The organism is Pseudomonas sp. R151218B TE3479 (genome assembly GCF_053629195.1).
On sequence record NZ_JBRJHV010000001.1, the window covers coordinates 2,919,998 to 2,945,525 of the forward strand.

A 25,528-nucleotide genomic window follows, 5' to 3' on the forward strand; every position below is an offset into this window, starting at 1 on the left:
TCAAACAGCGTGCGAGGTGAGGACGCCTCGCACGCTGCCCGGCTTATTGACGGTAGGACTTGAGGAAGTTGCCGATCCGGCCAATGGCCTGGTCGAGGTCATCGACCCGTGGCAGGGTCACGACGCGGAAGTGGTCCGGCCATGGCCAGTTGAACGCCGTACCCTGGACCACCAGCAGCTTCTCGGACAGCAGCAGGTCGAGGACGAACTTTTCATCGTTATGGATCGGGCAGACCTTCGGGTCGATCCGTGGAAAGGCATACAGCGCGCCCATCGGTTTGACACAACTGACGCCGGGAATGTCGTTGAGCAATTCCCAGGTCCGATTGCGCTGCTCCAGCAGCCGGCCCTGGGGCAGAACCAGGTCATTGATGCTCTGGTAGCCGCCCAGCGCCGTCTGGATCGCATGCTGGCTCGGCACGTTGGCACACAGGCGCATGTTGGCCAGCATGTCGATGCCTTCGATATAGCTCTGTGCATGGTGCTTGGGCCCGGAGATGGCGATCCAGCCGGAGCGGAAACCGGCGACCCGATAGGACTTGGACAGGCCGTTGAAGGTCAGGCACAACAGGTCCGGCGCCAGGGAGGCGGTGCACACGTGCACGGCGTCGTCGTAAAGGATCTTGTCGTAGATCTCGTCGGAGAACACCACCAGGTTGTGCTGGCGGGCCAGTTCCAGCATGCCCAGCAGCACTTCCCGGGAGTACACGGCACCGGTCGGGTTGTTCGGGTTGATGATCACCAGTGCCTTGGTATTGGGCGTGATCTTGGCCTTGATGTCCGCCAGGTCGGGAAACCAGTTGGCCTGTTCGTCGCACAGGTAATGCACCGGGTTGCCGCCGGACAGGCTCACCGCGGCGGTCCACAGCGGATAGTCCGGTGCCGGCACCAGCACTTCGTCGCCGTTGTTGAGCAGGGCCTGCATGGACATCACGATCAACTCGGACACGCCGTTGCCCAGGTAGATGTCCTCGATGCCGATCCCTTCGACCTGCTTCTGCTGGTAATACTGCATCACGGCCTTGCGCGCACTGAACAGGCCCTTGGAGTCGCTGTAGCCCTGGGCGGTCGGCAGGTTGCGGATGACGTCCTGGAGAATTTCATCGGGCGCTTCGAAACCAAAGGGGGCCGGGTTGCCGATGTTCAGCTTGAGGATGCGATGACCTTCCTCTTCCAGGCGCTTGGCGTGCTTGAGCACCGGGCCGCGAATGTCGTAGCAGACGTTGGCGAGCTTGTTCGATTTGCTGACCTGCATGGCGATGTGTTCCCGAAAATGAACGATCCAGGCGGCGTATGAACTACCGTACTGGGAATCCTGCGTCTGTGCCCAGGCCTGACGCGGTATAGGCGCCACAATCCGTTTGAATGCGCGTGACGTGACTGCCAGACTGGCATCTGACGAGGCGCAATCATACGTGCCGCCCGATCTGCGGAAAAGCGCCGGATCGGGCTTTTTCAATTGCCGAGGTAGGACGATGGAAAAGTTGGAAAAAACCCTTGAAGAATGGCGCGCCATGCTTGACCCGGAGCAGTACAACGTCTGTCGGTTGAAGGGCACCGAGCGGCCATTCTCTGGTAAATACAACGCCACCAAGACCGACGGTGTGTATCACTGCATCTGCTGCAACGAGCCGTTGTTCGATTCGCAGACCAAATTCGATTCGGGCTGTGGCTGGCCGAGTTTCTACGCGCCGATCGAAGGCAGCGCGGTGGTGGAGGTGCGGGACGTCAGCCACGGCATGATTCGCACCGAGGTGGTCTGCGCCAAATGCGATGCCCACCTGGGCCACGTCTTCCCCGACGGCCCGCCGCCCACGGGGTTGCGCTACTGCATCAACTCGGTGTGCCTGGATCTCGTGCCTCGGTAGGGACTGTTCACCGCCATCTCCCTATGGCAAGGGCGCTTGCTCCCGGTGAGCCTGTAGGAGCTGCCGAGCGAAGCGAGGCTGCGATCTTTCCCCAGGCACTTGAGTCTCAAGTGAAAGGTCAAAAGATCGCAGCCTTTGGCAGCTCCTACAGTGCCGCCGAACGGAAGCAAGAGCCCGGAGGTTCTACAGACCATGGTTTCGAATTATTAAATTGCACACAATTGAATCGCTCGCTATCTTCACCGCCTGTCCAACACATTCGGAGCCTTGCCATGAGCGACAACCTGCTGAGCATCCCGTGCACCACCATCAAGGGTGAGCAAAAGACCCTCGCCGATTTCGCCGGCAAGGCCGTGCTGGTGGTCAACACGGCCAGCCAGTGCGGGTTCACTCCGCAATACAAGGGACTTGAGACGTTGTGGCAGACCTACAAGGACCAGGGCCTGGTGGTGCTGGGCTTTCCCTGCAATCAGTTCGGCAAGCAGGAGCCGGGCAATGAAGGGGCGATCACCGAGTTCTGCGAGCTGAACTTCGGCGTGAGCTTTCCGCTGTTCAAGAAAATCGAAGTCAACGGCGCCAACGCCCATCCGCTGTTCGTCCAGCTTAAACAGCGTGCACCCGGCGTGCTGGGGTCCAAAGGCATCAAATGGAATTTCACCAAGTTCCTGATCGGCAAGGACGGTCAGGTGGTCAAGCGGTTTGCCCCGACTACCAAGCCCCAGGACCTGACCGGCGAGATCGAAGCGCTGCTCAAATGAATGACCTATCAGCCGATTCGCTGAAGCTCGACAGCCAGTTGTGCTTCAAGCTGTACGCCGCTTCGCGTGCGGTGATTCGTGGCTACAAGCCGATGCTTGATCAGCTTGGCCTGACCTATCCGCAATACCTGGCCATGCTGGTGTTGTGGGAATGGCAGGACACGGCTCCGTCACAACCGACGGTCAAAGCCCTGGGTGACCGTTTGCTGTTGGATTCCGGCACACTGACGCCGCTGCTCAAGCGCTTGGAACAGTTGGACCTGGTCCAACGCCAGCGTTCGGCCCGGGACGAGCGCGAGGTACACTTGAGCCTGTCGGCTGCGGGGCGGGCTTTGCGCGAACAGGTCGGTCCGCTCAAGGCCCGCCTGTTATGCGACAGCGGGGTCGATCTGGACCGCCTAGGCGCGTTGCGAGACGGTCTCGATCATCTGCTGGGCCAGATCAAAGCGCTGACGTAGTGGGCACCCACTGGTCCAGCACGGCTGCCAGCTCTTCGCGGCGGAACGGCTTGGACAGGTAATCGTTCATGCCGGAGGCCCGGCAGCGCTCGCGTTCTTCGGGCATCGCGTTGGCCGTCAGCGCAACGATCGGCAGGTCCGACCAACGCCCGCTGCGGCGAATCTGCCGGCTGGCTTCGTAACCGTCCATCACCGGCATATTGCAGTCCATCAACACCAGGTCGAACGCTCGCTGTTCCAGTTGATCCAGGGCTTCGACGCCGTGGGCCGCGACGGTGACTTCGCAGCCCAGTTTCACCAGCATGCCCTTGGCCACCAGTTGGTTGACCGGATTGTCCTCCACCAGCAGCACCCGTCCACGCTTGGACGGCGTCAGGGTTTCGATCTGTGCGTCGTTGATGGTGGTCGCCTCGCTTTGCATGGAGCGCCGCACAATCTGGTACAGCGCATGGCGCGCCAGCGGTCGGGCCTGTTGTATCAACGGGGCGAGGGCGGCGGCCTCTTCGCCGGGCATGAAGCTGCCATAGGCGGTCACCAGCAGGATCGGTGCGTCAAAGGTCGGCCGCAGGTTGAACAGGCATTCCGGGCAGTCGGTGATCAGCACGTCAGGCTTGAGTCCCAACAGCCCGTCATCGATGGAGCGCTGCACATAATCCAGACCCCATCCCGGCAACAACATACCCAGCAACTCGGCCAGGCCGCTGCTGCTGGCGGTGATAGCGACGACGTTGCCGCGCAACGGTTCGACCGGTGTGGCAGGGAGATGGCAGGGCAGGGGCAGGTCTGCGCAGAACTGACTGCCAAAGCCCGCTTCGGAACTGATCGTCAATCGGCCCTGCATGGCTTCGCAGAGATTGTAGGTCAGTGCCAGGCCCAAGCCGGTGCCACCAAACTGGCGGGTAATCCCGGCGCCGGCCTGGGTGAACGGCTGCAGGATTCTCGCCTGGGCTTCCTGGGGAATGCCGATACCGGTGTCGCAGACTTCGATTCGCACGCCGCCTTCGTAATGGCTCAACTTCACGTCGACCCGGCCGAAACGTGTGAACTTCAGTGCGTTGGACAGCAGGTTGCTGACGATCTGGCGTACCCGGGTCGGGTCGCCGAGCACCTGCGCCGGGAACCGGGGATCGATCAGGCAGGCCAGCTCGACACTGGGGGCCGCGTTCTGGGAAAGCAGGTTGGCGGTATCCTCCACCAGGGCGCCGAGGTCGAACGGGATGCGTTCGAGCTCCAGTTGCCCGGCGTCGAATTTCGACAGGTCGAGGATGTCGTTGAGCAACTCGACCAAGACCTTGCCCGAGTCATGGGCGATCGAGAGCTGTTGCTGTTGTTCGGCCGTCAGGGGACCGTCCAGGGACAGCGCGATCATTCCCAGCAGGCCGTTGAGCGGCGTGCGGATCTCGTGGCTCATGTTGGCGAGGAATACGGAGCGGGCTTCGGCCATATCCAGGGCCGTGCGCCTGGCCACCTCCAGCTCTTCGTTGGACTGGCTGAGGCGGGCGTTGATGGCCTTGAGTTCGGCAGTGCGTGCCGAGACGATGTTTTCCAATTGCGCCAGGTATTCGGTGAGGCGATTTTCGGCGGTGCGCCGCTGTTGGATTTCCGTGGAGATATTTTCGAACTGCTGGTTGGCGACGGACACCAGCACGCCGATTTCATCGGACTGGTGGCCGGAAGGGCATTCCAGGCGGTTCTGTTCGCTGCTGCTGGGGTCGCGGCTGCTCAGTTCGCGGATGACCCGCACCAGAGGCTTGGTCAGCATCACGTAGAACAGCGCCAGCAGCAGGCCGGTCAGAATCAGGCTGCGGGCGAAGCCGTTGAGCAAGGTGACCTCGGCGCGGCGCAGGAAACGACTGCCGAACGCATAGGTGTCGACGTCCAGTCGCAGCAGGCCCAGGGATTCGCCGGGCAAGTGGTCCAGGTAGAGCCGGTCCTCGAACTGGCGCTGGGCACCGAACAGGAAGTCGCTGATGAACCGGTAGCTGCTTTGCAGCTCGGGCCGCTTGACGCTGGCCAGCACGGTATTGTTGTTGTCGATCAGCTCGGCGCCGATGATGGCCGGTGAGCGCAACAGGCCCATGGCCAGTTCCTGGGCGAGTTCGGCGTCGATGTTGTAGGCGATGCGCGAGGCCGGGTTGTGGCTGATTTCCAGCAGCGACAGGATTTCACGGTTGATCGACGCGTCTTCGCTGGCATAATCGATGCCGATCTGCATCAGGCTGAGCAAAGTGCCCAACACGAAGCCCACGAGGACAGTCAGGCGGGCCTGCTTATAGGAAAGCCGTTGGGTGAATCTGATGTCCATTGAGTGATGAACCACTTACGTTTCCCTTCGCCGGTCAAGCATAGCTGATCATCTCTGAATTCCGGTGCGGCCGGTGTGTATTGTGTGAAGTAGACCCGCCATTGGATAAGGCGTTTCGTTGTTGGAGCGCCATCATTACTGTGAACCTTTCCGAGGAAAAGACGTGGACTCGCGATTGAATGCTTTTCTTGAGCGTGCCGATGCCGTGCTGGCCCGGATCGAGCCTTTGCTGCCGGCGCCCCGGCCCGCCATCGATTGGACCCAGACCCTGGCCGCCCGCTGGCAGCGTGACGGGCGCAGTGGCTACCTGTTGCCGCTGCACGTCAGCCTCGATATGCGCCTGTCGGACCTGATCGGCGTGGATCGCCAGGTCGAACAACTGGGCCGCAACACCCGGCAGTTCATCGATGGCATGCCCGCCAACCATGCCTTGCTCTGGGGCTCGCGTGGCACCGGCAAGTCGTCCCTGGTGCGCGCCCTGTTGGCCGAACATGCTTCGCATGGCCTGCGGTTGATCGAGATCGAACGCGATCACCTGGCCGATCTGCCTCGGGTGGTCGAGCAGGTTGCGAAACTGCCGCAGCGCTTCGTGTTGTTCTGCGATGACTTGTCGTTCGAGTCCGGCGAAGGCGATTACCGCGTGCTCAAGAGTGTGTTGGATGGCTCCTTGGAGCAGGCGCCGGACAACGTGCTGCTGTATGCCACTTCCAACCGTCGCCACCTGGTGCCGGAAAAGGAGAGCGACAACGAGAATTGGAAACGGGTCGACGGCGAACTTCACCCCAGCGAAGCGGTGGAGGACAAGATCGCCTTGTCCGACCGCTTCGGCTTGTGGCTGTCGTTTTATCCGTTTACCCAGGAGCATTTCCTCAACGTCGTGGAGCACTGGATCGGCGAACTGGCGGCCAAGGCCGGGTTGGCCTGGCAGCGCGACGAGGCGCTGGATGTGCTGGCGGTGCGCTGGGCAACCGGTCGCGGCAACCGCAACGGACGTTGCGCTTATCAGTTTGCCCGTTATTGGGTAGGCCTGAAATTGTTGGAGCACAAGGCATGATCGATTTGAAGGGCACCGGTGCAGGCCTCGATGGCTACGACTTGTTATCGGCACAGTTGGAATCCTTGCTGGCCGATGAGCGTGACTTCATCGCCAACGCCGCGCAGTTCTCGGCCTTCCTGTCCAGTCAGTTGGACGACCTGAACTGGGCCGGCTTCTATCTCAATCGCAACGAAGAGCTGGTCCTGGGGCCGTTCCAGGGCCAGATCGCCTGTGTGCGGATTCCCTTTGGCCGTGGCGTGTGTGGCACGGCGGCAGCGACCCGGCAGACCCAGCGCGTCGAAGATGTCCATGCCTTCGCCGGGCACATCGCCTGCGACAGCGCATCGAACAGTGAACTGGTGGTGCCGCTGGTCAAGGACGGGCGCCTGATCGGCGTGCTTGACCTGGACAGTCCGAAACTGGCGCGTTTTACCGAGCATGATCAAGCTGGCATTGAAGCATTGGCTGCGATATTCCTGCGCCTGACGGATTGCTGATCATGCCTTCAGCCCGGCCTTGACCAGCAGGCTGTCGGGGTCAACCTCGTCGATCTGGTGCGGGTCGAGGAACTGCTCGGCGTAGCTCAGGTAGATCTTTTCTTCGATGAACAGCCAGAACAGTTCGGGATCGATATGGGCGTCACGGCACATGGTGGCCATGATGCCCAGGGCCTCGCTCAGCGTCTTGGCTTTCTTGTAGGGCCGGTCGGCCGCCGTCAGTGCTTCGAAAATGTCGGCGATGGCCATCATCCGTGCCGGCAGGCTCATCTCCTCGCGCTTGAGGCGCTTGGGGTAACCGCTGCCGTCCATTTTCTCGTGGTGACCGCCGGCGATCTCCGCCACGTTGTTCAGGTGGCTGGGGAAGGGCAACTGACTGAGCATCAGGATCGTCTGCACCATGTGATGATTGATGACGTAGCGTTCCTCGCGAGTCAGCGTGCCTCGCGTGATGCTCAGGTTGTAGAGCTCGCCTCGGTTGTATTTCCAGGCCGGCACATCGAGCTGGAAGCCCCATGGGTTGTCCGCCGGGATCAGCTCGGCCGCGTGGCGCTCGAACAGGTGTTCGGGCTTGTCCGCCAACAGCGGCTCGGTGACCGGCAGTGTCGGCTTGGGCGTGCGGGCCTGGCGCCGGTTTTCTTCCCAGGAAACCCCCAGGCGATCATCGAGGGTCCGGGTCCACGGGCGTTGCGCGATGTGTCGCAGGCGTTGCAGATCGGCCTCGGCCATGGTTTCGGAGCCCAGGTTGCAGCGGGCGACGAAAGCAAAGTCGTCATCCAGGGCCGTCAATGTCGCGTCACGCTGTCGTGCCAGGGATGACGACTCGCCGCCGTTTGCCACGGCCTGCCAGTAATCGACCCAGGCGTCGCGCTTGAGCACTTCGAAACGGGTGCGTATCTCGTGGATCCGGTCGTTCAGGGTTTCCAGCTTGGTGGCTTTGTCGACGACGTACTCGGGGGTGGTGACCTTGCCGCAATCGTGCAGCCAGGCGGCGATGTGCAGGGCTTCCCATTCATCCTCCGTGGGCCGGTAGGCGCTGAACGCCGGGGCCTGGCTGGCAGCGGCGGCCTGGGCGAGCATCAGGGTCAGGACCGGCACTCGCTGGCAATGGCCGCCGGTGTAGGGACTCTTGGCATCGATCGCGCCGGCCAGCAGTTGGATGAAAGCGTCCAGCAGTTGCTTTTGCTTGGCTTGCAGGCGCTGGCCCTCGATGCTCACGGTGGCGGCGCCGGACACGGCTTGCAGGAAGGCGATGCGGTCGGGCTGGAGTTTTTCCAGGTCGGCTTCGGTGCCGCTGTCGGTAATCAGCAACACCAATACGCCGACGGTTTCCTGGTGGCGATTGCACAGACGGATGCCGATCAGGTGGACCCGAGGCGAGTCCAGTGCTTGCAGGATGCCTTGCAGGTCCGCCGCCTGCTCGAAGCCCAGGGAGGTCACGAGATTGTCCGAGACGGCCAGTTGTTGGAGCCATTGCGGGCTATCGCCTGCCTGTAGCTCATGACTGCGCAGCTTGAAGGCGTCTAGGTCCCTGGGGGTTCCATCGATCACCAGCCCATAGGGCTTGAGCCGGTTTTCGTCGTTCTCGCGCAGGTAGATCAGGCCGGCCTGGGCCTGGCCGATTTTCACGGTTTCGAACAACACCCGCTCCAGCAACGGGGCGAAGCGGGTTTCGGCGCGCAGGCTGGCGGTGATTTCAAAGAAACTTGCCAGGGTCTCTTTCATGCGTGCCATCGAGACGCTCAACTGATCGACCTCCAGCACCGGGGAGCGGCGGGACACCGGGTAGTTGAAGTCAAAGCTGCGAATGGCGTCGGCCTCCCGCACCAGTTCGCGCAAGGGCTTGACCAGGATCCTGGACGTCAGCCAGCCCAGGGGCAGGCACAGCAACAGGGTGGCAAGGGTGATGAGCGCGCCTTGCCAACGTATGCGATAAGCGTCGTCCAGCAGCTCGTCCTCAGGCACCAGCAACGCCAGTTCCAGGCCTTGGGGCCCGCCTTCCTGCATGTGGCTGCGCGAAACGATCCACTGGCGTCCGGCCGCTTCCAGGCGGGTCGTGTCAGTGTTGTCGTCGAGGACGGCGGCGATGGCCGGGTTGAGGTCGCGGGCCTTGATCAGGCGCGCCGACTGGGCATCGGCGAGCAGCCGGTCGCTGTCGGGATAACCCACCGCGTTGCCCTTGGGATCGAGCAACACGATCTCGGTGCCGGTGGTCACCTTGTGCTTGGCCAGGGTCTGGGACAGGGCCGCCAGGGTCAGGTCGGCGCCGATGACCGCCTGCTCGCCGCTGCGCCGGGCCAGGGTGGTGCCGACGTTGTGCGTGGAGAAGAAAACGTAGGGCTCGGTGGTGATCTGCTCGGCGCTGCCGACGGCGCTGCGAAACCAGGCGCGGCTGCGCGGATCGTAGGTTTCGTCGGCCATGTCCCGGCGATCGATGAGTGTCAGGGTCTCGTCGTAGAACAGTGACTGGGAATGGACCGGGCCTTGCTCGGTGGCCCGCTCGACGGTCCAGACTTGATAGGCCGCCTCGGCGGGGGCCCGCAGGGCGGTTTTCAGGGCGGGGGTGCGCAATGGCCGGACCATCAGGAAATTGCCGCGCTGATCGCCCAGGTACAACGACGCCAGGTTCGGGTTGTCCCGCAATGCCTGGCTGAAGGGCACGAGCAGGGCCATGCGTTGCGCCATCTGCGGCGTGCGTATCGCCGGGTAGTCGGCCAGCAGGCCCAGCAGGTGGCGGATGGGTTCGTAGGTGTCATACAAGTCCAGGCGCACTTCCTGTTCAATGCGGTTGAACAGTTTTTCACTGCTGGACAGGATGATTTGCGTGGTTTGCCGGTAGTTGAAAATACCCAGCACCACCCCGGTCAACAACAAAAGCAGGGTAAACATCACGCTGATGTGGACATGCAGGGGGAACCGGCGTTTGTCCGGACGCGGTGCGCTGGGCATTGCAGTCACTCCAAGTGTCAGGGGGCTCGATGGGTGTTTCCGCGTGCAAGGGAAACCGATCGAGACCCCCCCAGGTACGCACTGCTGAGCGAATAGCATAGTAAACGCTGGATTATTTTGCCTTGGCGATCTCCGTTTCCAGGGCCTGCTCCAGTTCGGTCATGGCGCGGTCGAGGGCGTCGATGCAGGCGCTGATTCGTTCAGGTGCCTGTGCCAGACGACATGCCTGCTCCAGCGCCTCGCACCGCTGGATCAGGGTGGTCGCCTGGACGATGCGGGCGACGCCTTTTATCTTGTGCGCCGTTTCGGTCAGCGCTTGGCGATTTGCACCCTGGGCGACGTCGAGCAACTCCTGGCGATCCGCGCGGCTGCTGCTGAGTAACTCCGCCAGCAGGCGCCGGTTGGACGAAGGGTCGCCGCCGGTCAACGCCTGGAGACTGTGCACGCTGAAAGCCGCTGGGTAAGCGACGGGTTTGACCGTCTTGATCCACTGGCTCAAGGCGCTCAGGCTGATCGGTTTGAACAGGCAGTCATCCATTCCAGCGTCCAGGCAGCGTTGTTTTTCCTCCGGTTGAGCATTGGCGGTGAACCCCAGGAGGGTGCAGGGCGGCCGTCGCTGTTCGGACTCATCGCGACGAATCGATCGGGCCAGTTCGTACCCGCTCATGATGGGCATGTTGCAATCGGCAATGACCAGATCGAAATGGCCTTTGCGCCAGACCTCGAGCCCGTGGGCACCATCGTGGGCGACCCGGTAGTGATGGCCGAGGTATTCCAATTGCTGGGACATCAGCAGGCGGTTGGCGCAATGATCGTCCACGATCAGGACGTTCAAGGCGGCCTGGGCCGTTTCGATGACCGGTTCGAGTGGAACGCCAACCGGCGCCGTCGACAGGACGGTCAGTTGCAGGTGGACCTGGACCTGGGTGCCGACGCCGGGTTGGCTACTCATATGCAGGTCGCCGCCCATCATCCGGCACAGGTTGCGACTGATCACCAGCCCCAGTCCCGCGCCTTTGCGGACCATTCGGCTGGTGTTATCGACCTGGGCAAACGGCTTGAACAAGCGTTGCAAGTCTGCCGGGCCGATGCCGATACCGCTGTCATTGACCTCCAGATGCATGTGCAGGACGTCGTCCCGCTCGGTTGGCGATAGCCGGACCTTGACCACGACCTGGCCCTGCTCGGTAAATTTGAGGGCATTGCTGATCAGGTTCGACAGCACCTGCTTGAACCGCAAGGGGTCCATCAACACGTCACGGTCGCCCTCGACGGCATCGAGCTGCAGCGACAACGCCAGGTTCTTCTGCCGGGCCACGCCCTCGAAGACCCGTATGACCGAGTGCAGCAGGGTCCTGAGATTGACGCGTTCGGGAGCCAGGCTCAGATGGCCGGATTCGATACGGGCGATGTCCAGGATATCGCCGATCAGTTCGAGCATGCCGGAGGCCGATTCGTAGGCGACTTCGATGGTCGAACGGTCCACGTGGCCCTTGTCGGCGTGTTTCAGGGCCAGCTCGAGCATGCCGATCACTGCGTTCATCGGGGTGCGGATTTCATGGCTCATGGTGGCCAGGAACGTGCTTTTGGCGCGGTTCGCGTCATCGGCCCGTTGCTTGGATGCGCGCAGTTCCTCGAACAGCTGCCGTCGTTCACTGATGTCGATCCAGCCGCCGATGATGCCTTGCACTTGCGCGGCGGAGTTTCGGTAGGGAAGGATCCAGTGATAGATCGTCAGTTTCCGGTCGCCGATGTGCAGGGGACGGTCCACGATCAGGGCGGTGCCTTCGGCCATGACGCGCTGGTAGTCCGCCTGGTACTCCTGCGCTTCGAAGGCGTTGCTCATGGAACCTGGCATCAAGTCCTTGCCGATGACGTCTTCGCGCCTGGCGTTGAACGCTTCCAGGTAACTGTCGTTGCAGCTCTGCAGGATGCCGTTGCGATCCCTCACGTAGATGGGGTGGGGGGTGCCATTGAGCAGCGAATGCATGAATTCGAGTTGATCGTTGAGGGCCAGTTCCGCCCGTTGACGTTGCCTGATCTGGCGCTGCATGTAGGCGTTCCACGCCAGGGAAAGCAGCAGTAACAGGCCGACGCCCGCGACGACCTGGAAGAACAGGCGGTTGTAAGTGCGCCAGGTGTGTTCCGAGGGCGAGACGTAACCGCGCCAGCGGCTGTTGATGATGCCCAGTTCGTCGGGGTCGATGCTGGTCAGGGCCTTGTCGAGGATGGCGTTCAACTCGCTGGCGTGTTTGGCCGTGGCGAGCGCGAACAGTGCCTGTTGGGTGCCCACCGTGCTGCTGATCTGCAACCTGTCCCGCCACGCATGGGAGGAGATGAAGTAGTTGGCCATCACCTGCGAGTTCACGCTGCCGTCGACCTGGCCATGGGCAAGCATTTCCACGGCGCGCAAGGGACCGTCCGTTTCGATGATCCGGATGCTCGGGTACTGACTGCGAAGCCATTCAACGAGCGGATTGCCGGTGGCGATCGCCAGGCTGGCGTGGCCGAACTGATCGAGCGTGGTAGGCGTGTCGGACGCCTTGCGGGTCAGCAGGACGAACGAGCTGTCGACGTAGGGGCGGCTGAATTTCAACTGGCGTTGCCGCTCACTGCTGGGCAACAGCGCCGCGATCATGTCGGCTTGATCGTCGAGGACCGCGGCAATCATTTCACTGTCGTTCTGGCGGCGCTGGATGTCCAGGCGCAGGCCGGTGCGCAGCCGGATCAGCTCCAGCAGGTCGGCGCTGATGCCGCGAAGATCGCCGTCCGGATCGAAGAAGGTGAAGGGGGCAGAGGTTTCGTTCACCACCACCCTGACCACCGGATGCCTGGCCAGCCAGCGTTGCTCGCGGTCGGTCAGTTGTACCCGGTGGTCCGTGAGGTACAGGTCGCTGCCTGCGCTCCAACGCTTGGCAATGGCTGTCTGTTCGGCGATGGGGACCTGGTTCAGCGTCGCGTTGATGATCTCCAACAAACGGGTATCGCCACGGCGTACGGCGAAGCCGAATCCATAGGATTCATGTTTGCCGAAGCTGGCCATGCGAATGTTGCTCAAGTAACCCTTGTTGATCATGTAGTGGGTGGACAGGGTATCGCCGAGAAATACATCGGCCTGGCCAAAGGCGACGGCATTGATAGCGTTCTGGTAGGACGGATAGGTGGTGATGATTGCCTTGGGGTAGAGTTTTTCGATTTCCCGCAGCGGCAGGTAGTGATAGACCATGCTCAGGCGCAAACCCTTGAGGTCTTCGTTCAGGGATCGGCTTTCATTCGTTCGGGTAACGAGAACGGGTTGGTCCACTGCGTACGGCGTCGAGAGCGTAATGTCGGGGTCGCGGGCCTCGAAACCGTTGGCGGTGCCAAGCATGTCGATTTGCCCGTCCTTGAGCGCCGCCATGGCTGCCTCACGGGAGGCGAAACGCAGGACTCTCATGGGCAAGCCGGTGGACTTGGCGAGGATGTCGGCATAGTCGGCGGTCAGGCCTTCGTAGTCGCGTCCGCTGGCGGAGAGATCGAAGGGCGGGTAATCCGGTGCGGAAGTGCCCAGGACCAGTTCCCGCCGGCTTTTTAGCCAGGCGCGGTGAACATCATCGAGCTTGATCTCGGCCTGGGCCATGGACGAGCGCCCCAGCAGCGTGTATTGCCCGGGCGCATCCGGTGTCGCCGCGAGCACTCCTGTATATAACGCTGCGCTGATCAGCAGGAGACATTCGGTTATGCGTCTGAGCATCCTGTTTTCTCACACCAGCGCGTTGCGCTTCGCCATTTCGATCAGCTCGACCAAGGACTTGACCTTGAGTTTCTGCATCAGGCGTTTTTTATAAGTACTGACGGTTTTATTGCTGAGAAACATCCCCTTGGCTATTTCCTTGTTGGTTCGGCCCTGGGCAAAAAGTTGCAGTACCATCAGTTCGCGGTCATTGACGCTTTTGAAAAGGTCCAGCTCTATACTGCGTGGATCATCCGGGCGTACCGGGTTCAGCGCCTGGCTGGGGAAATAGTTATAGCCGGACAATACCGCTTTGATCGCGCTGACAAGTTCGCTGAGGTCTTCCTGTTTGCAAACGTAACCCGAGGCACCGGATTGCATGCATCGGATACCGAAGAGCGTCGGCGACTGTGCCGTGAGCACCAGTGTCTTGAGCGGCGTGGTCATGGCGTTGAAGCGGGACAGAATTTCCAGCCCGTCAAGTTTGGGGATGCTGATGTCCAGGATAACCAGGTCTGGCATGCATTCGCGCACCATTTGCATCGCGTCGACGCCGTTGTCAGTTTCTCCCACGACCTTATAGCCTTCATGTTCCAGAAGCATGCGAACGGCGAGGCGGATGACCGGATGATCGTCGACAATGAAAACGGAGTTCATGAATAAATTACCCTGCGAACTTGAATAAAGCGCGCACCTTAGCCCACTTATAGCCAGGGTCGTACGAAGAGACGGGCATGCAACTTCAATTTCAGAAGTTTCCTACAAAAAAAGAGGCAAGATATTACGATGTAATCGGTTTTTTAGTAGGTGGATGACAATAAGAGGTGGGAGGTGTTGGCTGTGTGTGAAGGGATATTTCTTTGATTGTGTTGTTTGTGCAAACAGAGGAAGCGTTTTAAGCGAGGTTTGTGTAAGCCATACATTATTTATCTACTTCAAACTTCTTCTGGGGTGACGCTACAAATCGACATGCACCGCCCCCCTGTGGGAGCGAGCTTGCTCGCGATGGCGATGGATCGGTGCGCATCGGTGCAGGATGTGCATCCGTCATCGCGAGCAAGCTCGCTCCCACATTTTTCGAAATGCTGCCAACGCTGCCTTTTATTGGCGCGTGCGGCCTGTCATCTCCTGGGCCATTTCGCTGGCGTAGCTGTCGGTCATGCCGGCGATGAAGTCGATCATTCGCAGGAATGCGCCATGCAAAGGGCCGTTGGGATCCGGCGCATTGTTCCCCAGCAGGTCGAGAATGCGGCGATTCTTGAACGAAGGCGTGCGGCCGCCGTGCTGTTCGAGGGCTGCGCCGCAAAAGCCGTTGAGCAGGATTTCCAACGTGGTGTAGGCGCCGATTTCGTGCAGGGTCTTGCGCTTGTCCTGGAAGATTTTCCGGCGCGCCATGTCCTTGGCATTCAACACGCAGCGTTTTGCCGGGCCGTGCATATGTTCCACCAAGTCCCCTGGCAGCGTGCCGGCAAGCAACGCTTCCTGCTGCTCGACAAACGCCCGGGCGGCGGCGTTGGTCAGGTGTTCTATGGCCTTGCCTCGCAGGATCGCCAGTTTGCGCCGCCGCGAGTCCAGCGGCCCCAGTTGCCGGTAGGTGTCCGGAAGATCGTCGCCCACCAGGTCCAGGAGCAGCGATTCCACCTGTGGGTACTCCAGAAGATCCATCTCCACGCCATCTTCCAGGTCGATCAGCGCGTAGCAGATGTCATCGGCGGCCTCCATCAGGTACACCAGTGGATGCCGTGCCCAACGTTGATCCTCGATCTGTGGCAAACCGAGCTTGTGGGCAATCTGCTCCAGCAGTGGCAGTTCGCTCTGGTAGCAACCGAACTTGTGCTTCTTGTAGCCCAGGGAATCGGCGTGGCGGGCGGTCCATGGGTATTTCAGATACGTACCGAGGGTGGCGTAGGTCAGCCGGGTTCCGCCGTCGAACTGATGGTATTCAAGCTGGGTGAGGACGCGGAAGCCTTGGGCGTTGCCCTCGAAATTGAGGAAGTCGTTGCGTTCGGCTTCGCTCATCGCATCAAGCCAGCCCCGCCCGGCGGCCTGCTGGAACCAGTAGCGAATGGCGTCCTCGCCGGAATGACCGAACGGCGGGTTGCCTATGTCGTGGGCCAGGCAGGCCGATTGCACCACCATGCCCAGGTCGCTCGGCTCGCACCAGTCGGGCAGGGCATTGCGGATGGTTTCTCCCACGCGCATGCCCAGGGAGCGCCCGACGCAACTGACTTCCAGGGAATGGGTCAGGCGCGTGTGGATGTGGTCGTTGCTGGAAACCGGATGCACTTGCGTCTTGCGCCCCAGACGGCGGAAGGCACCGGAAAAGATGATGCGGTCGTGGTCCTTGTGGAAGGGACTACGGCCGAGCTCTTGCGGACTGTGCAGCGGTTTTCCGAGACGTTCGCGAGTCAGCAGGGTATGCCAATCCAAGGCCGGTTGCTCCGTTCGATAATGTCGATGCCCTAGCTTCCCGGTTCGTGGGTCGCCCTGCAAGGGCTATGGGCCTGCACAGACCGGATACATCACCCTGTGGCACTCGCCACAGGGTGTCGGTCGTCAGGGTTTGCGCAGGTCCTTGGCCAGCTTGACCAACGGCAGCAATGTCGTTGCCAGACGGATCAGGCCTGTCAAGCCACCGCCACCGCCATGGCGGGTCCGTTTGCCGGTGAGGAAGCCGAGCAGGGACACTGCCGCCACGCCCCACAGTGGCGCATGCTTGATGCCGAAACCTTCGTGCCAGCTTTGCGTCAAGCCGCGCACCCGATGCAGGGGTTGCAGCAATTGGCGTGTCTCCTGACGGATTTCCTGGCGATGCATTTCCATGCGCAGGCGCACCAGGGCCTTGCGCATTTCCTGTCGTGTCCGGGCTTGAGGAATATCAGGCAGACTCATGGCAGTAGGCGCTCCCGGTCATTGGCCAGTTCTTCGAGGGTGGCGTTGAAAGGAGAGGACTCGTCGTAGATCGCCGCCTTGAGCCGAAGACCGCAGAACAGGGCCGCCAGCAGGTAGAACAGGCACAGGCCGATAATGCCCGACAGACGATAGGTGTCCCATACCAGGATCAGCACCAGCGCCGAAAGCCCGACCAGCAGCAGCAAACCGAACACCAGCGCAAGGCCGGCGAACAGCAGGAGGCTGACGGTGCGTGCCTTCTGTTCCTGCAACTCCATGCCGAACAATTCGACGTGGCTGTGCAGCAAGCCAAGAAACGCTGCGCCCAAGCGGCGCGCTGTGGGTTGTGTGCCCGCTTCGGACGAGCCGGATTCGTCGATACCCATGATCAGCGCCGTGTCGCCAACAGACCAATCAGAAAACCAACGCCCGCGGCAATGCCTACCGATTGCCAAGGGTTGGCCTGTACGTACTCCTCGGTGGCGACTACGGCAGCCTGGCCGCGTTCGCGCATGGAGTCTTCGGTCAGCTTGAGCGTTTCGCGGGCGCGCAGGAGGGTTTCGTGGATCTGGCCGCGCAGCGCATCGGCTTGATCGCCTGCCAGCGTCGCGGTGTGATCGAGCAAGCGCTCCGTGTCGCTGACCAGCGTCTGAAAATCTTCCATCAGGATTTCTTGAGCAGTCTTTGCCTGGGTTCTGGCCATGGGTGAATCTCCGTAAGTGACGTCTGAAACGTTCGAGTATGAGCCTTGCCGGAAGGTTCAGTGCAAGTGACTGGTACAACTTTTGCTCAGGCTTCTGCCATGTACTGGTGCGTCAGCCTGTGCCGGTGCGCTGAAGCTGGGCGAAAGCCCGTAAAACCTTAACCAAATAATCAAAACCCGCGAAGCACCACGAAGCGGGACTTTGTTTTATCCGCTCTGACGCACCAAAAAAGATCATTGGCCTGCTTGCGGCCAATGAGTCGTTTCAACTTGGTGCGTCCGTGGGATGAGCGAGCCGGTTTGGTGCTTTTTTCAACTTTTCAGGTCTGCCAACACCATGGAAAATATGCAAAGTGCCGTGGACAGTCTGGTCCACAGCTCCAACACGCTGTTCATCCTGCTCGGCGCGGTCATGGTCCTGGCCATGCATGCCGGCTTCGCGTTCCTTGAAGTGGGGACGGTCCGGCAGAAGAACCAGGTCAATGCGCTGTCGAAAATCCTCAGCGATTTCGCGGTCTCGACCCTGGCCTATTTCTTTGTCGGTTATTGGATTTCCTACGGCGTGACCTTCCTGCAGCCGGCGACGGTACTCAGCACCGATCATGGCTACAGCCTGGTGAAGTTTTTCTTCCTGTTGACCTTTGCCGCCGCGATCCCGGCCATCATTTCCGGCGGTATTGCCGAGCGCGCGCGGTTCGCGCCGCAGTTGTGCGCCACGGTGTTGATCGTGGCGTTTGTCTACCCGTTATTCGAAGGCTTGGTCTGGAACGGCAATTTTGGCGTGCAGGCTTGGTTGCAAGCTCGGTTCGGCGCCAGTTTCCATGACTTCGCCGGTTCCGTGGTGGTGCATGCCATGGGCGGCTGGCTGGCGTTGGCCGCGGTGCTTTTGCTCGGGCCGCGTAATGGCCGCTACCGGGACGGTCGCCTGGTGGCGTTCGCGCCTTCGAGCATTCCATTCCTGGCCTTGGGTTCGTGGATCCTGATTGTCGGCTGGTTCGGTTTCAACGTGATGAGTGCGCAGACCCTGCCTGGGGTGAGCGGGCTGGTGGCGGTCAATTCGTTGATGGCTATGGTGGGCGGTACCGTGGCGGCATTGATTGTCGGGCGCAATGACCCCGGCTTCCTGCACAACGGCCCGCTGGCCGGGTTGGTGGCGGTCTGTGCCGGTTCCGACCTGATGCACCCGGTGGGTGCGCTGGCCACCGGTGCCATTGCCGGTGCCTTGTTCGTCTGGTGCTTCACGGCGGCCCAAGGCAAGTGGAAGATCGACGACGTGCTCGGCGTCTGGCCGCTGCACGGGCTGTGCGGGGTCTGGGGTGGCATTGCCTGTGGCGTCTTTGGCCAGGGTGCCCTGGGCGGCCTGGGCGGGGTCAGCCTGATCAGCCAGTTGATCGGCACGGCGTTGGGCGTTGTCGTCGCCTTGGCCGGTGGGTTCGCGGTCTATGGCGCGATCAAGGCCGTGCTGGGGCTGCGCCTGACCCAGGAAGAAGAGTATTACGGCGCCGACCTGTCGATTCACAAGATCGGTGCGGTCAGCCAGGACTGATCGTTGCACTAAGGTTCCTTGTCCTGGTTGCCTGGGTAAAAACCGTGGAGCAGGCGATAACGATCATGACGGACCTGATCCACATGATGCCGGACTTGTTGTTCGGGCAGGCCGAGCATGATCAGGGCGTGGGACGCCAGCATCAGGCTCGATTCCAACAGTTCCGGGACCACTTCGCTGGCCCCGGCTGCCTGCAACTCGGCCAATTGGCTGTCGTCACGGGTGCGCACCAGGATCGGTACCTGTTGGTTGACCCGCCGGGCTGCCTTGAGCACGGCGATGGCGATGTCGGTCTTGTCCACTGCGATCACCAATAGCCTGGCGCGGCTCAAGCCAACGGCGGCGAGCAGGTCACCCCGTCGCGAATCGCCGTAATGCACGCAGTTTTCCCCGACGGTGGCTTCCTGGATGATCACCGGGTCGTCATCCAGGGCGACGAACGCCTGGCCTTCACGGCGCAGGAAGCGCCCGATGGACTGGCCGACGCGCCCGTAGCCGCAAATCACCACGTGATCCGACAAGCCGGCATTGAGTGCGCTGATCTGGTCCAGTTGCGCCTCTTCGTTGGGTTTGCGATGCAGGCGTGCGGCGATGCGTGGTGCCGCACGTAGCAACAGCGGGGTCAGCAGCATCGAGCAGAACGTCGCGGCCAGCAGCAGGCCGCCGATGTCGGCGGGCATGAGGCGGTTCTGCTGCATCAGCGCCATCAAGGCAAAACAGAATTCGCCGCCCTGGGCCAGGGCCAGACCACTGCGCCAGGCGGTTTCCCCATCACTGCCGCGCCATTTCACCAGGGTGGCGACCACGCAGCCCTTGAGGAGCATCAAGCCGAGGGTCAATCCGAGGATCAAAAGGCCGTCATCGCGGAACAGTTGCAGATCGATCAGCATGCCGATGCTGACGAAAAACAGCCCCAGCAGGATGTCGCGAAACGGGCGTATGTCGGCTTCGATCTGATGCCGGTAGTGGCTTTCCCCCAGCAACATGCCCGCCAGGAAAGCCCCCAGGGCCGGGGACAAGCCGAGCAAGTGGGTCAGCCATGCCGTCAGCAGCACGATCACCAGGGCCAGCAGCACGAACAGTTCTGCGGACCGGGACGCCGCCACTTCATGGAACAGCCGGGGCAACAGCAGCCGGCTGGCCAGCAGCAGGCCACCGAACAACACCAGGGTCTTGCCCAGGGTCAGCGGTAGCGCCCAGTACCACGGGTGCTCGCTGCTGCCGGCGAAGACCGGCACCAGGGTCAACAGCAGCACCGCGACGACGTCCTGGAACAACAACACGCCAATGGCGTTCTGGCCGTGGCTGCTGAAGATCTCGCCCAGGCTGGTCAACTCCTTGCTGACAATGGCGGTGGAGGACAAGGCCAGCCCCGCACCGAGCAGCAGCGCGGCGATCACCGGCGCGCCGCACACGGCCAGCAATCCCGCCAGGAGCGCTCCCGAGCACAACACCTGCAGGCTGCCGAGGCCGAACACGACCCGGCGCAGCTCGAGCATTTTCGACAGGGAAAACTCCAGCCCCAGCGAGAACAACAGGAACACCACCCCGAGCTCGGCCAGGTCTGGCAGTTCTTCGCTGTCGTTGACCCAGTCCAGTGCGGTAGGCCCGACCGCGAGCCCGACGCAGAGATAACCCAGCACAGGTGGCAGGCGCAGTCGCCTGAACAGGGCGATGACCACCAGGGACGAGGCAAGGATGATCAGCAGGTTGGCAAACAAGGGGAACTCCGTTTCAAGACTGCAACGCACAGCGTAGAGGGGAAAACGCGATCAGCGTCGCTGGAAAAGCATTTATGTTCAGTGATTTGCATCAGCGTTTTACCGAAACCCCCGGAAGCGAACCAGCGACTCGACGATTTTTCGAGGCGGGCCTAGAATGACCGTCTATCTTTTTTGGGTCTACCCGCCATGCTTCCTGAATGCCAGTTGTTCGGCACCCTGGGGTGTCATCTTTGTGAAGTTGCCGAAGGGGTGCTGATGCCTTTCGTCGAACATGGATTGTTGGTGGAGCTGGTGGATATCGCCGAGAACGAGTCCTTTTTCGAAGCCTATGAGCTACGTATCCCGGTTCTGCGCAGGATCGATACTGGTGCGGAGCTGGACTGGCCTTTCGATGACTCCGACCGGGTCGCCGCATTTCTGCGGTGATCCATTTTCCGGCTTGCCTTCATACGAGGCCATTAGCGAAAATCGCGTTCTTCGGTTACTGTATGTTCATACAGCTATCTGGAGTGCATCCCCTTGGTCAATGTCGAACAACTGAAAAGCAGCGTAAACAGGATGTCCGCGGACGTTGTGCGTGAGGCGGTCCTGGAGCTGCGCCTGGATGGCCTGGTGACCGAAGGCAAGACGCCTTTCAATAAACTGCATTTCAACACCTGTTTCGCCGAGATCGAAGCATTGTTCCAGCGTGCCGGTTATCACAAACAGTTGGACGTGGTGGGTTACCAGGGGTTGCTGTACGCGCTGTACGATCCCGGTCGCTGGGAAGCGGTGGACGTATTGCGCTGGCTGAAGGAGTTCACCGAAGCGGCGGCCAAATCGACGTCAGTCACGGCGTAAAGCAATCATCGCTGGGCTGGACCGGTGCGACTGTCGGATAATGCCGCCCTGCAAAACGCCTAAGAGTTTTCAATGTCCGGTTCATCGTTTTCCGCCGCTCATCATCAGGCCAGTACGCTGTATCTGCCGCCCGGGTCATGGCCGACGGTGCTGGAGTGCCTCTGCGAGCATTTCAGTACCATCAGTCGCGAGCAGTGGCTGGACCGGATCGCCCGGGGCCGGGTATTGGACGGGGAAGGCAGGGCCATTGATGTCGACTTGCCGTACCGCGAAGGCCTGCGCATCCACTACTTTCGTGAAGTACTCGACGAGAAGCCGATCCCGGTGGTGGAGTCGATCCTGTACGCCGACGAGCATCTGGTAGTGGCAGACAAACCGCATTTTCTGCCTGTCACTCCGGCGGGCGAATACGTCGAGCAAACCTTGTTGCGACGGCTGATCCGGCGGTTGGACAACCCGCATCTGGTTCCCCTGCACCGCATCGACCGGCACACGGCCGGGCTGGTGTTGTTTTCCGCCAACCCGCACACCCGTTCGGCGTATCAGTCGTTATTCCCGACGCGGCAGATCGAGAAACGCTACCAAGCCATTGCCCGCGCGTTGCCTGGGTTGACCTTTCCCCGGGTGCATAGAAGTCGGATGATCGATGGTGAGCCGTTCTTTCGGATGCAGGAAGGGCCGGGCGAGCCCAATACCGAAACGGCCATCGAAGTGCTGGAAAGACACGGTGACCTGTGGCGCTACGGGTTGTCTCCGGTCACGGGCAAGAAACACCAGTTGCGAGTGCATATGAATGCCCTGGGAGCGGGCATCTGCAACGATCCGTTTTACCCTGACGTGCTCCGGGACGCCGAGGATGACTACGCCAACCCGCTCAAGCTACTGGCACAAGGGCTGCGTTTCATCGACCCGGTCACTGGCCAGGAGCGTGTATTCCAGAGCGAGATTACATTGCAGTGGTAGTGCCCATGGTTTTGGACCAGGCATAAAAAAGCCCGCAAATGTTGCGGGCTTTTCGTATCTGGCGGTAGCGTTGAAGATTACAGGTCTTTAACGGTACGAACCTGATCCTTGTTCACGCGAGTCTGCTTGCCATCCAGTTGTTCGAATTCGTAGAAGCCGCTTTCTTCATCGTAATGGGGGGTATCGACGGCCTGGATTTCGCGACCGTCATTCAAGGTGATCACTGTTGGCGAAGCGCACCCGGCGAGGGTGGCGAGGCCCAGAGCGAGCATGAACGTGGCGAGGGTCCGTTGTGTCATGGTGTTTCTCCGAATGGATTCTTCAAGTTACTGACCTTCAGACGTATACATTGCGCGCAAGTTCCTGGCTAGTGTCAATCTGACACGCCTTTATGTCGCGCCAGCAACTCCGGGGTGTTCAGATTGGCCAGCCGCGGATCGTCGGCAGGGCATTGCAAGGCAACGGCGTGCAGCGCGCGCATAACCCGACCGGGGCTGCGTTCACCTTCGCTCCAGGCTTTTTCGAAGCTCGCTGCCAGGGCCAACGGGATGACACACAGCAGCGGTTCCCAATGCTCGCCGTGCCGCACCATCAATGGCTGATCGGGGTGCTGGCTGGCCGTCCTGCGCATGTTGTCGAGCAGGTTTGCATCGACTTGCGGCACGTCGCACGGCAGCACCAGCAAATACGGGTGCCTCGCAGCCTTGAGACCTGCCCGGATGCCCGCCAGTGGCCCGGGAAAGTCGCCTTCCTCGTCATGCACCAACTGATCGGCATACGGTGCATAACGTTGCGCATTACGGTTGCAGGAAATGATCAGGTCATCGCTCATGGCGCGGGTCTGGCGATGGATATGGGCAATCAGCGGTTCGCCTTGCCACTGCACCAGGCCTTTGTCCTGGCCGCCCATGCGTTGCCCGCGGCCACCCGCCAAGAGCAGAATGGAACAGGATGGCAGCGGCGTAATCGAGGTCATGGCGTGTCTCCGCACGGGCGAAAAAATGAAGCGCTGTGATATAACACCGGGCTGTTTCCTCCACAACTGGACGAGCCTATGAAAGCCAAGGCTGATGTACCTTTCGTGCCGCTCAATATCGCGGTGCTGACAGTCAGTGACACCCGAACCCTGGAAACCGATACGTCCGGGCAGGTCTTCGTCGATCGGCTCACGGCGGCCGGCCACAATCTGGCGGCGCGGGTTCTGCTCAAAGATGATTTGTACAAGATCCGGGCGCAAGTCGCGACCTGGATTGCCGAAGACGTAGTGCAAGTGGTGCTGATCACCGGCGGCACCGGCTTCACGGGGCGTGACAGCACGCCGGAGGCCGTCACGTGTCTGCTGGACAAGCAAGTCGATGGGTTTGGCGAGTTGTTCCGGCAAATATCAGTGGCCGACATTGGCACTTCCACTGTGCAGTCCCGGGCGCTGGCGGGCTTGGCCAATGGCACGCTGGTATGTTGCCTGCCAGGGTCGACCAACGCGGTGCGTACCGGATGGGATGGGATCCTGGCCGAACAATTGGATGTGCGGCATCGTCCGTGCAACTTCGTGGCCCATTTGAAACAGGCAGCCCCTTGTGAATCCCGTGGGTAAACCGGGCAAGGCCGGCGCCTTGATGGCCGTTGAGGTGGCGTTGGAGCGACTGCTCGAGATGGCGGCGGCGACGCCGATCGTTCAGCGTGAACATTTGCCTTTGGCCGCGGCGTCAGGGCGAGTGCTCGCCGAGGATCTGGTATCGACCCTTGATTTGCCGCCATGGCCCAACAGCGCCATGGATGGCTATGCCTTGCGGCTGGCGGACTGGAACGGCGAGCCGTTGGTGGTCAGCCAGCGGATTTTTGCCGGCCAGGCTCCGGAGCCGCTGGCCGTTGGTACCTGCGCGCGGATCTTCACGGGAGCGCCAGTCCCTGCCGGAGCCGATTGCGTCGAGATGCAGGAAAACGCCGTGGTTGAAAGCGACCAGCGGGTGCGGTTTACCGAACCCATGGTCAGTGGGCAGAACATTCGCCCCCAGGGACAGGAGACCACCGTTGGCGAGCAAGTCCTCTCCGCCGGGACTCGCCTGGGGCCGATCGAGCTGGGTTTGGCGGCATCTTTGGGCTGTGCATCGCTGGATGTGGTGCGCAAGGCCCGCGTCGCCGTCCTGTCCACGGGAGATGAACTGGTCGAGCCCGGTCAGGCGTTGGGTCCTGGCCAGATCTATAACAGCAACCGCGTGCTGCTGTGTGGCTGGCTAAAGCGTATGGGCTGTGAGGTGGTTGACGCGGGTATCCTGCCCGACGATTTGTCGGCCACCCGTGAGCGCCTGGCACAGTTGTCAGATGTCGATCTGATCCTGTCCACCGGGGGGGTATCGGTGGGAGAGGCGGACTTCCTGGGTATCGCCTTGCGCGAGGACGGCGAGCTGGCGCTGTGGAAACTCGCCATCAAACCGGGTAAGCCGTTGACGTTCGGGCACTACCGTGGCGTGCCGGTCATAGGCCTGCCTGGAAACCCCGCTTCGACCCTCGTGACGTTCGCCCTGCTGGCAAGGCCTTACCTATTGAGACGCCAAGGCGTTCAGTCGGTGGCGCCGCTCAAGTTCAAGGTGCCGGCCGGTTTCGCCTGGCCAAAGGCGGGCAGTCGCCGAGAATACCTGCGAGGCCGTATGGAGAATGGTCGAGCGATCATCTACCAAAATCAGAGCTCAGGTGTCCTGCGCAGCGCGGCCTGGGCCGACGGGTTGGTCGAGGTGCTCGAAGGACAGACGCTGGTGGAGGGCGACGAGGTGGGCTTCATTCCCTTGAGCGAAGTTCTGGGCTAGCACCTGGCAGGTGTTCTCCGGCCCGAGTTGGACGCCCGGGCCTTTGCGCGCCTCACCTTTATCGCGTGAGCAGCATCACCAACTGATCGAATCGATTATTGGCAATCCAGCCCAGCAGACCGAGCACCACCGCCGCGGCGCCAGCCGAATAGGCAAGCCTGTGGCGGATCACCTTGACGTCGGTGCGTATTTCTTCCATGTCTTTGCGGATGTATTTGAGGTGGGTTTCCAGTTCAACGACGCGCGGTTCCAAATCAATTCCTCCAACGGGATTACTGCAACTTTTGCATTCGTTTCGAGTATCGGCCCGCCCGCTTCCAAAGGACGCGAGCTGCCCGGGCGACAGCTTGTATTCACGGTTATGCATGGGACGGTCCATCCCCTTGGCCATAACTGTTCGAGCGACTGTTCCGGCCCCTGCGGGCCGTGACGTATCCATCCATGGGAGAGTGCTTCCTTGTGTGATGAGGGTT

General features: G+C 61.2%; 24 protein-coding genes. 11 read left to right on the plus strand and 13 right to left on the minus strand.

Annotated elements, in window-relative coordinates:
- Window positions 1-43: 43 nt before the first annotated feature.
- The gene (locus AB7M32_RS13090) at window positions 44-1,255 is read right to left on the minus strand and encodes a pyridoxal phosphate-dependent aminotransferase (RefSeq protein WP_018603142.1); all 1,212 of its coding nucleotides are present in this window, start codon (window positions 1,253-1,255) and stop codon (window positions 44-46) included.
- Between the two features lie 220 nt (window positions 1,256-1,475).
- Here AB7M32_RS13090 and msrB point away from each other — a divergent pair, with 220 nt between their 5' ends.
- From msrB to AB7M32_RS13105, 3 genes are all read left to right on the plus strand, one after another.
- On the plus strand, window positions 1,476-1,868 hold the full coding sequence (gene msrB / locus AB7M32_RS13095; protein WP_123342053.1) for a peptide-methionine (R)-S-oxide reductase MsrB: 393 nt from the start codon (window positions 1,476-1,478) through the stop codon (window positions 1,866-1,868).
- Window positions 1,869-2,140: 272 nt separating this feature from the next.
- The gene (locus AB7M32_RS13100; RefSeq protein WP_454250135.1) at window positions 2,141-2,626 is read left to right on the plus strand and encodes a glutathione peroxidase; all 486 of its coding nucleotides are present in this window, start codon (window positions 2,141-2,143) and stop codon (window positions 2,624-2,626) included.
- Window positions 2,623-3,084 (plus strand): MarR family winged helix-turn-helix transcriptional regulator, encoded by a 462-nt coding sequence (locus AB7M32_RS13105; protein ID WP_454250136.1) that lies wholly within the window; start codon window positions 2,623-2,625, stop codon window positions 3,082-3,084. Before AB7M32_RS13100 ends, AB7M32_RS13105 begins: the two co-directional genes overlap by 4 nt.
- Here the strand turns inward: AB7M32_RS13105 and AB7M32_RS13110 are convergent.
- Window positions 3,068-5,389: a response regulator gene (locus AB7M32_RS13110; protein WP_454250137.1), complete on the minus strand. Its 2,322-nt coding sequence runs from the start codon at window positions 5,387-5,389 to the stop codon at window positions 3,068-3,070. The two genes, AB7M32_RS13105 and AB7M32_RS13110, sit on opposite strands and share 17 nt — an antisense overlap.
- A 163-nt stretch (window positions 5,390-5,552) precedes the next feature.
- Between AB7M32_RS13110 and AB7M32_RS13115 the strand changes: the two genes are divergently transcribed.
- Window positions 5,553-6,443, plus strand: coding sequence for an ATP-binding protein (locus AB7M32_RS13115; protein ID WP_158457105.1), 891 nt, complete (start codon window positions 5,553-5,555; stop codon window positions 6,441-6,443).
- Entirely contained in the window at window positions 6,440-6,922 is a 483-nt protein-coding gene (locus tag AB7M32_RS13120; RefSeq protein WP_072408013.1) for a GAF domain-containing protein, read from the plus strand. Before AB7M32_RS13115 ends, AB7M32_RS13120 begins: the two co-directional genes overlap by 4 nt.
- On the opposite strand, the gene AB7M32_RS13125 is transcribed toward AB7M32_RS13120, so the two are convergent.
- The 7 genes from AB7M32_RS13125 to AB7M32_RS13155 form a co-directional block, all read right to left on the minus strand.
- Window positions 6,923-9,871 (minus strand): HD domain-containing phosphohydrolase, encoded by a 2,949-nt coding sequence (locus AB7M32_RS13125; RefSeq protein WP_454250138.1) that lies wholly within the window; start codon window positions 9,869-9,871, stop codon window positions 6,923-6,925.
- A gap of 112 nt (window positions 9,872-9,983) precedes the next feature.
- Window positions 9,984-13,604: a transporter substrate-binding domain-containing protein gene (locus AB7M32_RS13130; protein ID WP_454250139.1), complete on the minus strand. Its 3,621-nt coding sequence runs from the start codon at window positions 13,602-13,604 to the stop codon at window positions 9,984-9,986.
- Window positions 13,605-13,613: 9 nt separating this feature from the next.
- Window positions 13,614-14,240 carry a response regulator transcription factor gene (locus AB7M32_RS13135; protein WP_014337291.1) on the minus strand — a complete coding sequence of 209 codons (627 nt, stop codon included), beginning with the start codon at window positions 14,238-14,240 and terminating at the stop codon, window positions 13,614-13,616.
- A gap of 444 nt (window positions 14,241-14,684) precedes the next feature.
- Window positions 14,685-16,013: a deoxyguanosinetriphosphate triphosphohydrolase gene (locus AB7M32_RS13140; RefSeq protein WP_053183171.1), complete on the minus strand. Its 1,329-nt coding sequence runs from the start codon at window positions 16,011-16,013 to the stop codon at window positions 14,685-14,687.
- Between the two features lie 126 nt (window positions 16,014-16,139).
- Window positions 16,140-16,475, minus strand: a complete 336-nt coding sequence (locus AB7M32_RS13145) for a hypothetical protein (protein ID WP_060738528.1) — start codon at window positions 16,473-16,475, stop codon at window positions 16,140-16,142.
- Window positions 16,472-16,861 (minus strand): phage holin family protein, encoded by a 390-nt coding sequence (locus AB7M32_RS13150; RefSeq protein ID WP_060738527.1) that lies wholly within the window; start codon window positions 16,859-16,861, stop codon window positions 16,472-16,474. The genes AB7M32_RS13145 and AB7M32_RS13150 overlap by 4 nt, the downstream gene beginning before the upstream one ends.
- 2 nt (window positions 16,862-16,863) lie before the next feature.
- Window positions 16,864-17,178, minus strand: a complete 315-nt coding sequence (locus AB7M32_RS13155) for a DUF883 family protein (protein WP_060738526.1) — start codon at window positions 17,176-17,178, stop codon at window positions 16,864-16,866.
- 337 nt (window positions 17,179-17,515) lie between these two features.
- On the opposite strand from AB7M32_RS13155, the gene AB7M32_RS13160 reads away from it, so the two are divergent.
- Entirely contained in the window at window positions 17,516-18,724 is a 1,209-nt protein-coding gene (locus tag AB7M32_RS13160; RefSeq protein WP_454250140.1) for an ammonium transporter, read from the plus strand.
- An 8-nt stretch (window positions 18,725-18,732) separates the two neighbouring features.
- Here the strand turns inward: AB7M32_RS13160 and AB7M32_RS13165 are convergent, their stop codons facing one another.
- Window positions 18,733-20,445, minus strand: coding sequence for a cation:proton antiporter (locus AB7M32_RS13165; RefSeq protein WP_454250141.1), 1,713 nt, complete (start codon window positions 20,443-20,445; stop codon window positions 18,733-18,735).
- A gap of 189 nt (window positions 20,446-20,634) precedes the next feature.
- Here AB7M32_RS13165 and AB7M32_RS13170 point away from each other — a divergent pair, with 189 nt between their 5' ends.
- From AB7M32_RS13170 to AB7M32_RS13180, 3 genes are all read left to right on the plus strand, one after another.
- Entirely contained in the window at window positions 20,635-20,874 is a 240-nt protein-coding gene (locus AB7M32_RS13170; RefSeq protein ID WP_072408001.1) for a glutaredoxin family protein, read from the plus strand.
- A gap of 93 nt (window positions 20,875-20,967) precedes the next feature.
- A complete protein-coding gene (locus AB7M32_RS13175; protein ID WP_060738522.1) occupies window positions 20,968-21,288 on the plus strand; it encodes a hypothetical protein in 321 nt (106 codons plus the stop codon).
- A 72-nt stretch (window positions 21,289-21,360) separates the two neighbouring features.
- Complete coding sequence (locus AB7M32_RS13180) at window positions 21,361-22,251, plus strand: pseudouridine synthase (RefSeq protein WP_454250142.1); 891 nt, start codon at window positions 21,361-21,363, stop codon at window positions 22,249-22,251.
- Between the two features lie 77 nt (window positions 22,252-22,328).
- Here AB7M32_RS13180 and AB7M32_RS13185 read toward each other — a convergent pair whose 3' ends face one another.
- Window positions 22,329-22,550, minus strand: coding sequence for a YgdI/YgdR family lipoprotein (locus AB7M32_RS13185; protein WP_003199454.1), 222 nt, complete (start codon window positions 22,548-22,550; stop codon window positions 22,329-22,331).
- Window positions 22,551-22,624: 74 nt separating this feature from the next.
- Window positions 22,625-23,227 (minus strand): molybdenum cofactor guanylyltransferase MobA, encoded by a 603-nt coding sequence (mobA, locus tag AB7M32_RS13190; protein ID WP_072407997.1) that lies wholly within the window; start codon window positions 23,225-23,227, stop codon window positions 22,625-22,627.
- 78 nt (window positions 23,228-23,305) lie between these two features.
- Between mobA and moaB the strand changes: the two genes are divergently transcribed.
- Together moaB and AB7M32_RS13200 are read left to right on the plus strand one after the other, a co-directional pair.
- On the plus strand, window positions 23,306-23,845 hold the full coding sequence (gene moaB, locus AB7M32_RS13195; protein WP_053120541.1) for a molybdenum cofactor biosynthesis protein B: 540 nt from the start codon (window positions 23,306-23,308) through the stop codon (window positions 23,843-23,845).
- 22 nt (window positions 23,846-23,867) lie between these two features.
- On the plus strand, window positions 23,868-25,055 hold the full coding sequence (locus tag AB7M32_RS13200) for a molybdopterin molybdotransferase MoeA (protein ID WP_454252133.1): 1,188 nt from the start codon (window positions 23,868-23,870) through the stop codon (window positions 25,053-25,055).
- 58 nt (window positions 25,056-25,113) lie between these two features.
- Here the strand turns inward: AB7M32_RS13200 and AB7M32_RS13205 are convergent, their stop codons facing one another.
- Window positions 25,114-25,422 carry a hypothetical protein gene (locus tag AB7M32_RS13205; protein WP_256573775.1) on the minus strand — a complete coding sequence of 103 codons (309 nt, stop codon included), beginning with the start codon at window positions 25,420-25,422 and terminating at the stop codon, window positions 25,114-25,116.
- Window positions 25,423-25,528 lie beyond the last annotated feature (106 nt).

Coding starts and splice junctions, on each gene's coding strand:
- AB7M32_RS13090 (WP_018603142.1), bottom strand. CDS start 1,255: ATGCAGGTCAGCAAATCGAACAAGCTCGCCAACGTCTGCTACGACATT.
- AB7M32_RS13155 (WP_060738526.1), bottom strand. CDS start 17,178: ATGGCCAGAACCCAGGCAAAGACTGCTCAAGAAATCCTGATGGAAGAT.
- AB7M32_RS13180 (WP_454250142.1), top strand. CDS start 21,361: ATGTCCGGTTCATCGTTTTCCGCCGCTCATCATCAGGCCAGTACGCTG.
- msrB (WP_123342053.1), top strand. CDS start 1,476: ATGGAAAAGTTGGAAAAAACCCTTGAAGAATGGCGCGCCATGCTTGAC.
- AB7M32_RS13130 (WP_454250139.1), bottom strand. CDS start 13,604: ATGCTCAGACGCATAACCGAATGTCTCCTGCTGATCAGCGCAGCGTTA.
- AB7M32_RS13125 (WP_454250138.1), bottom strand. CDS start 9,871: ATGCCCAGCGCACCGCGTCCGGACAAACGCCGGTTCCCCCTGCATGTC.
- AB7M32_RS13150 (WP_060738527.1), bottom strand. CDS start 16,861: ATGGGTATCGACGAATCCGGCTCGTCCGAAGCGGGCACACAACCCACA.
- AB7M32_RS13135 (WP_014337291.1), bottom strand. CDS start 14,240: ATGAACTCCGTTTTCATTGTCGACGATCATCCGGTCATCCGCCTCGCC.
- AB7M32_RS13105 (WP_454250136.1), top strand. CDS start 2,623: ATGAATGACCTATCAGCCGATTCGCTGAAGCTCGACAGCCAGTTGTGC.
- AB7M32_RS13200 (WP_454252133.1), top strand. CDS start 23,868: ATGGCCGTTGAGGTGGCGTTGGAGCGACTGCTCGAGATGGCGGCGGCG.
- AB7M32_RS13145 (WP_060738528.1), bottom strand. CDS start 16,475: ATGAGTCTGCCTGATATTCCTCAAGCCCGGACACGACAGGAAATGCGC.
- AB7M32_RS13160 (WP_454250140.1), top strand. CDS start 17,516: ATGGAAAATATGCAAAGTGCCGTGGACAGTCTGGTCCACAGCTCCAAC.
- AB7M32_RS13110 (WP_454250137.1), bottom strand. CDS start 5,389: ATGGACATCAGATTCACCCAACGGCTTTCCTATAAGCAGGCCCGCCTG.
- AB7M32_RS13120 (WP_072408013.1), top strand. CDS start 6,440: ATGATCGATTTGAAGGGCACCGGTGCAGGCCTCGATGGCTACGACTTG.
- AB7M32_RS13170 (WP_072408001.1), top strand. CDS start 20,635: ATGCTTCCTGAATGCCAGTTGTTCGGCACCCTGGGGTGTCATCTTTGT.
- mobA (WP_072407997.1), bottom strand. CDS start 23,227: ATGACCTCGATTACGCCGCTGCCATCCTGTTCCATTCTGCTCTTGGCG.
- moaB (WP_053120541.1), top strand. CDS start 23,306: ATGAAAGCCAAGGCTGATGTACCTTTCGTGCCGCTCAATATCGCGGTG.
- AB7M32_RS13185 (WP_003199454.1), bottom strand. CDS start 22,550: ATGACACAACGGACCCTCGCCACGTTCATGCTCGCTCTGGGCCTCGCC.
- AB7M32_RS13205 (WP_256573775.1), bottom strand. CDS start 25,422: ATGCATAACCGTGAATACAAGCTGTCGCCCGGGCAGCTCGCGTCCTTT.
- AB7M32_RS13100 (WP_454250135.1), top strand. CDS start 2,141: ATGAGCGACAACCTGCTGAGCATCCCGTGCACCACCATCAAGGGTGAG.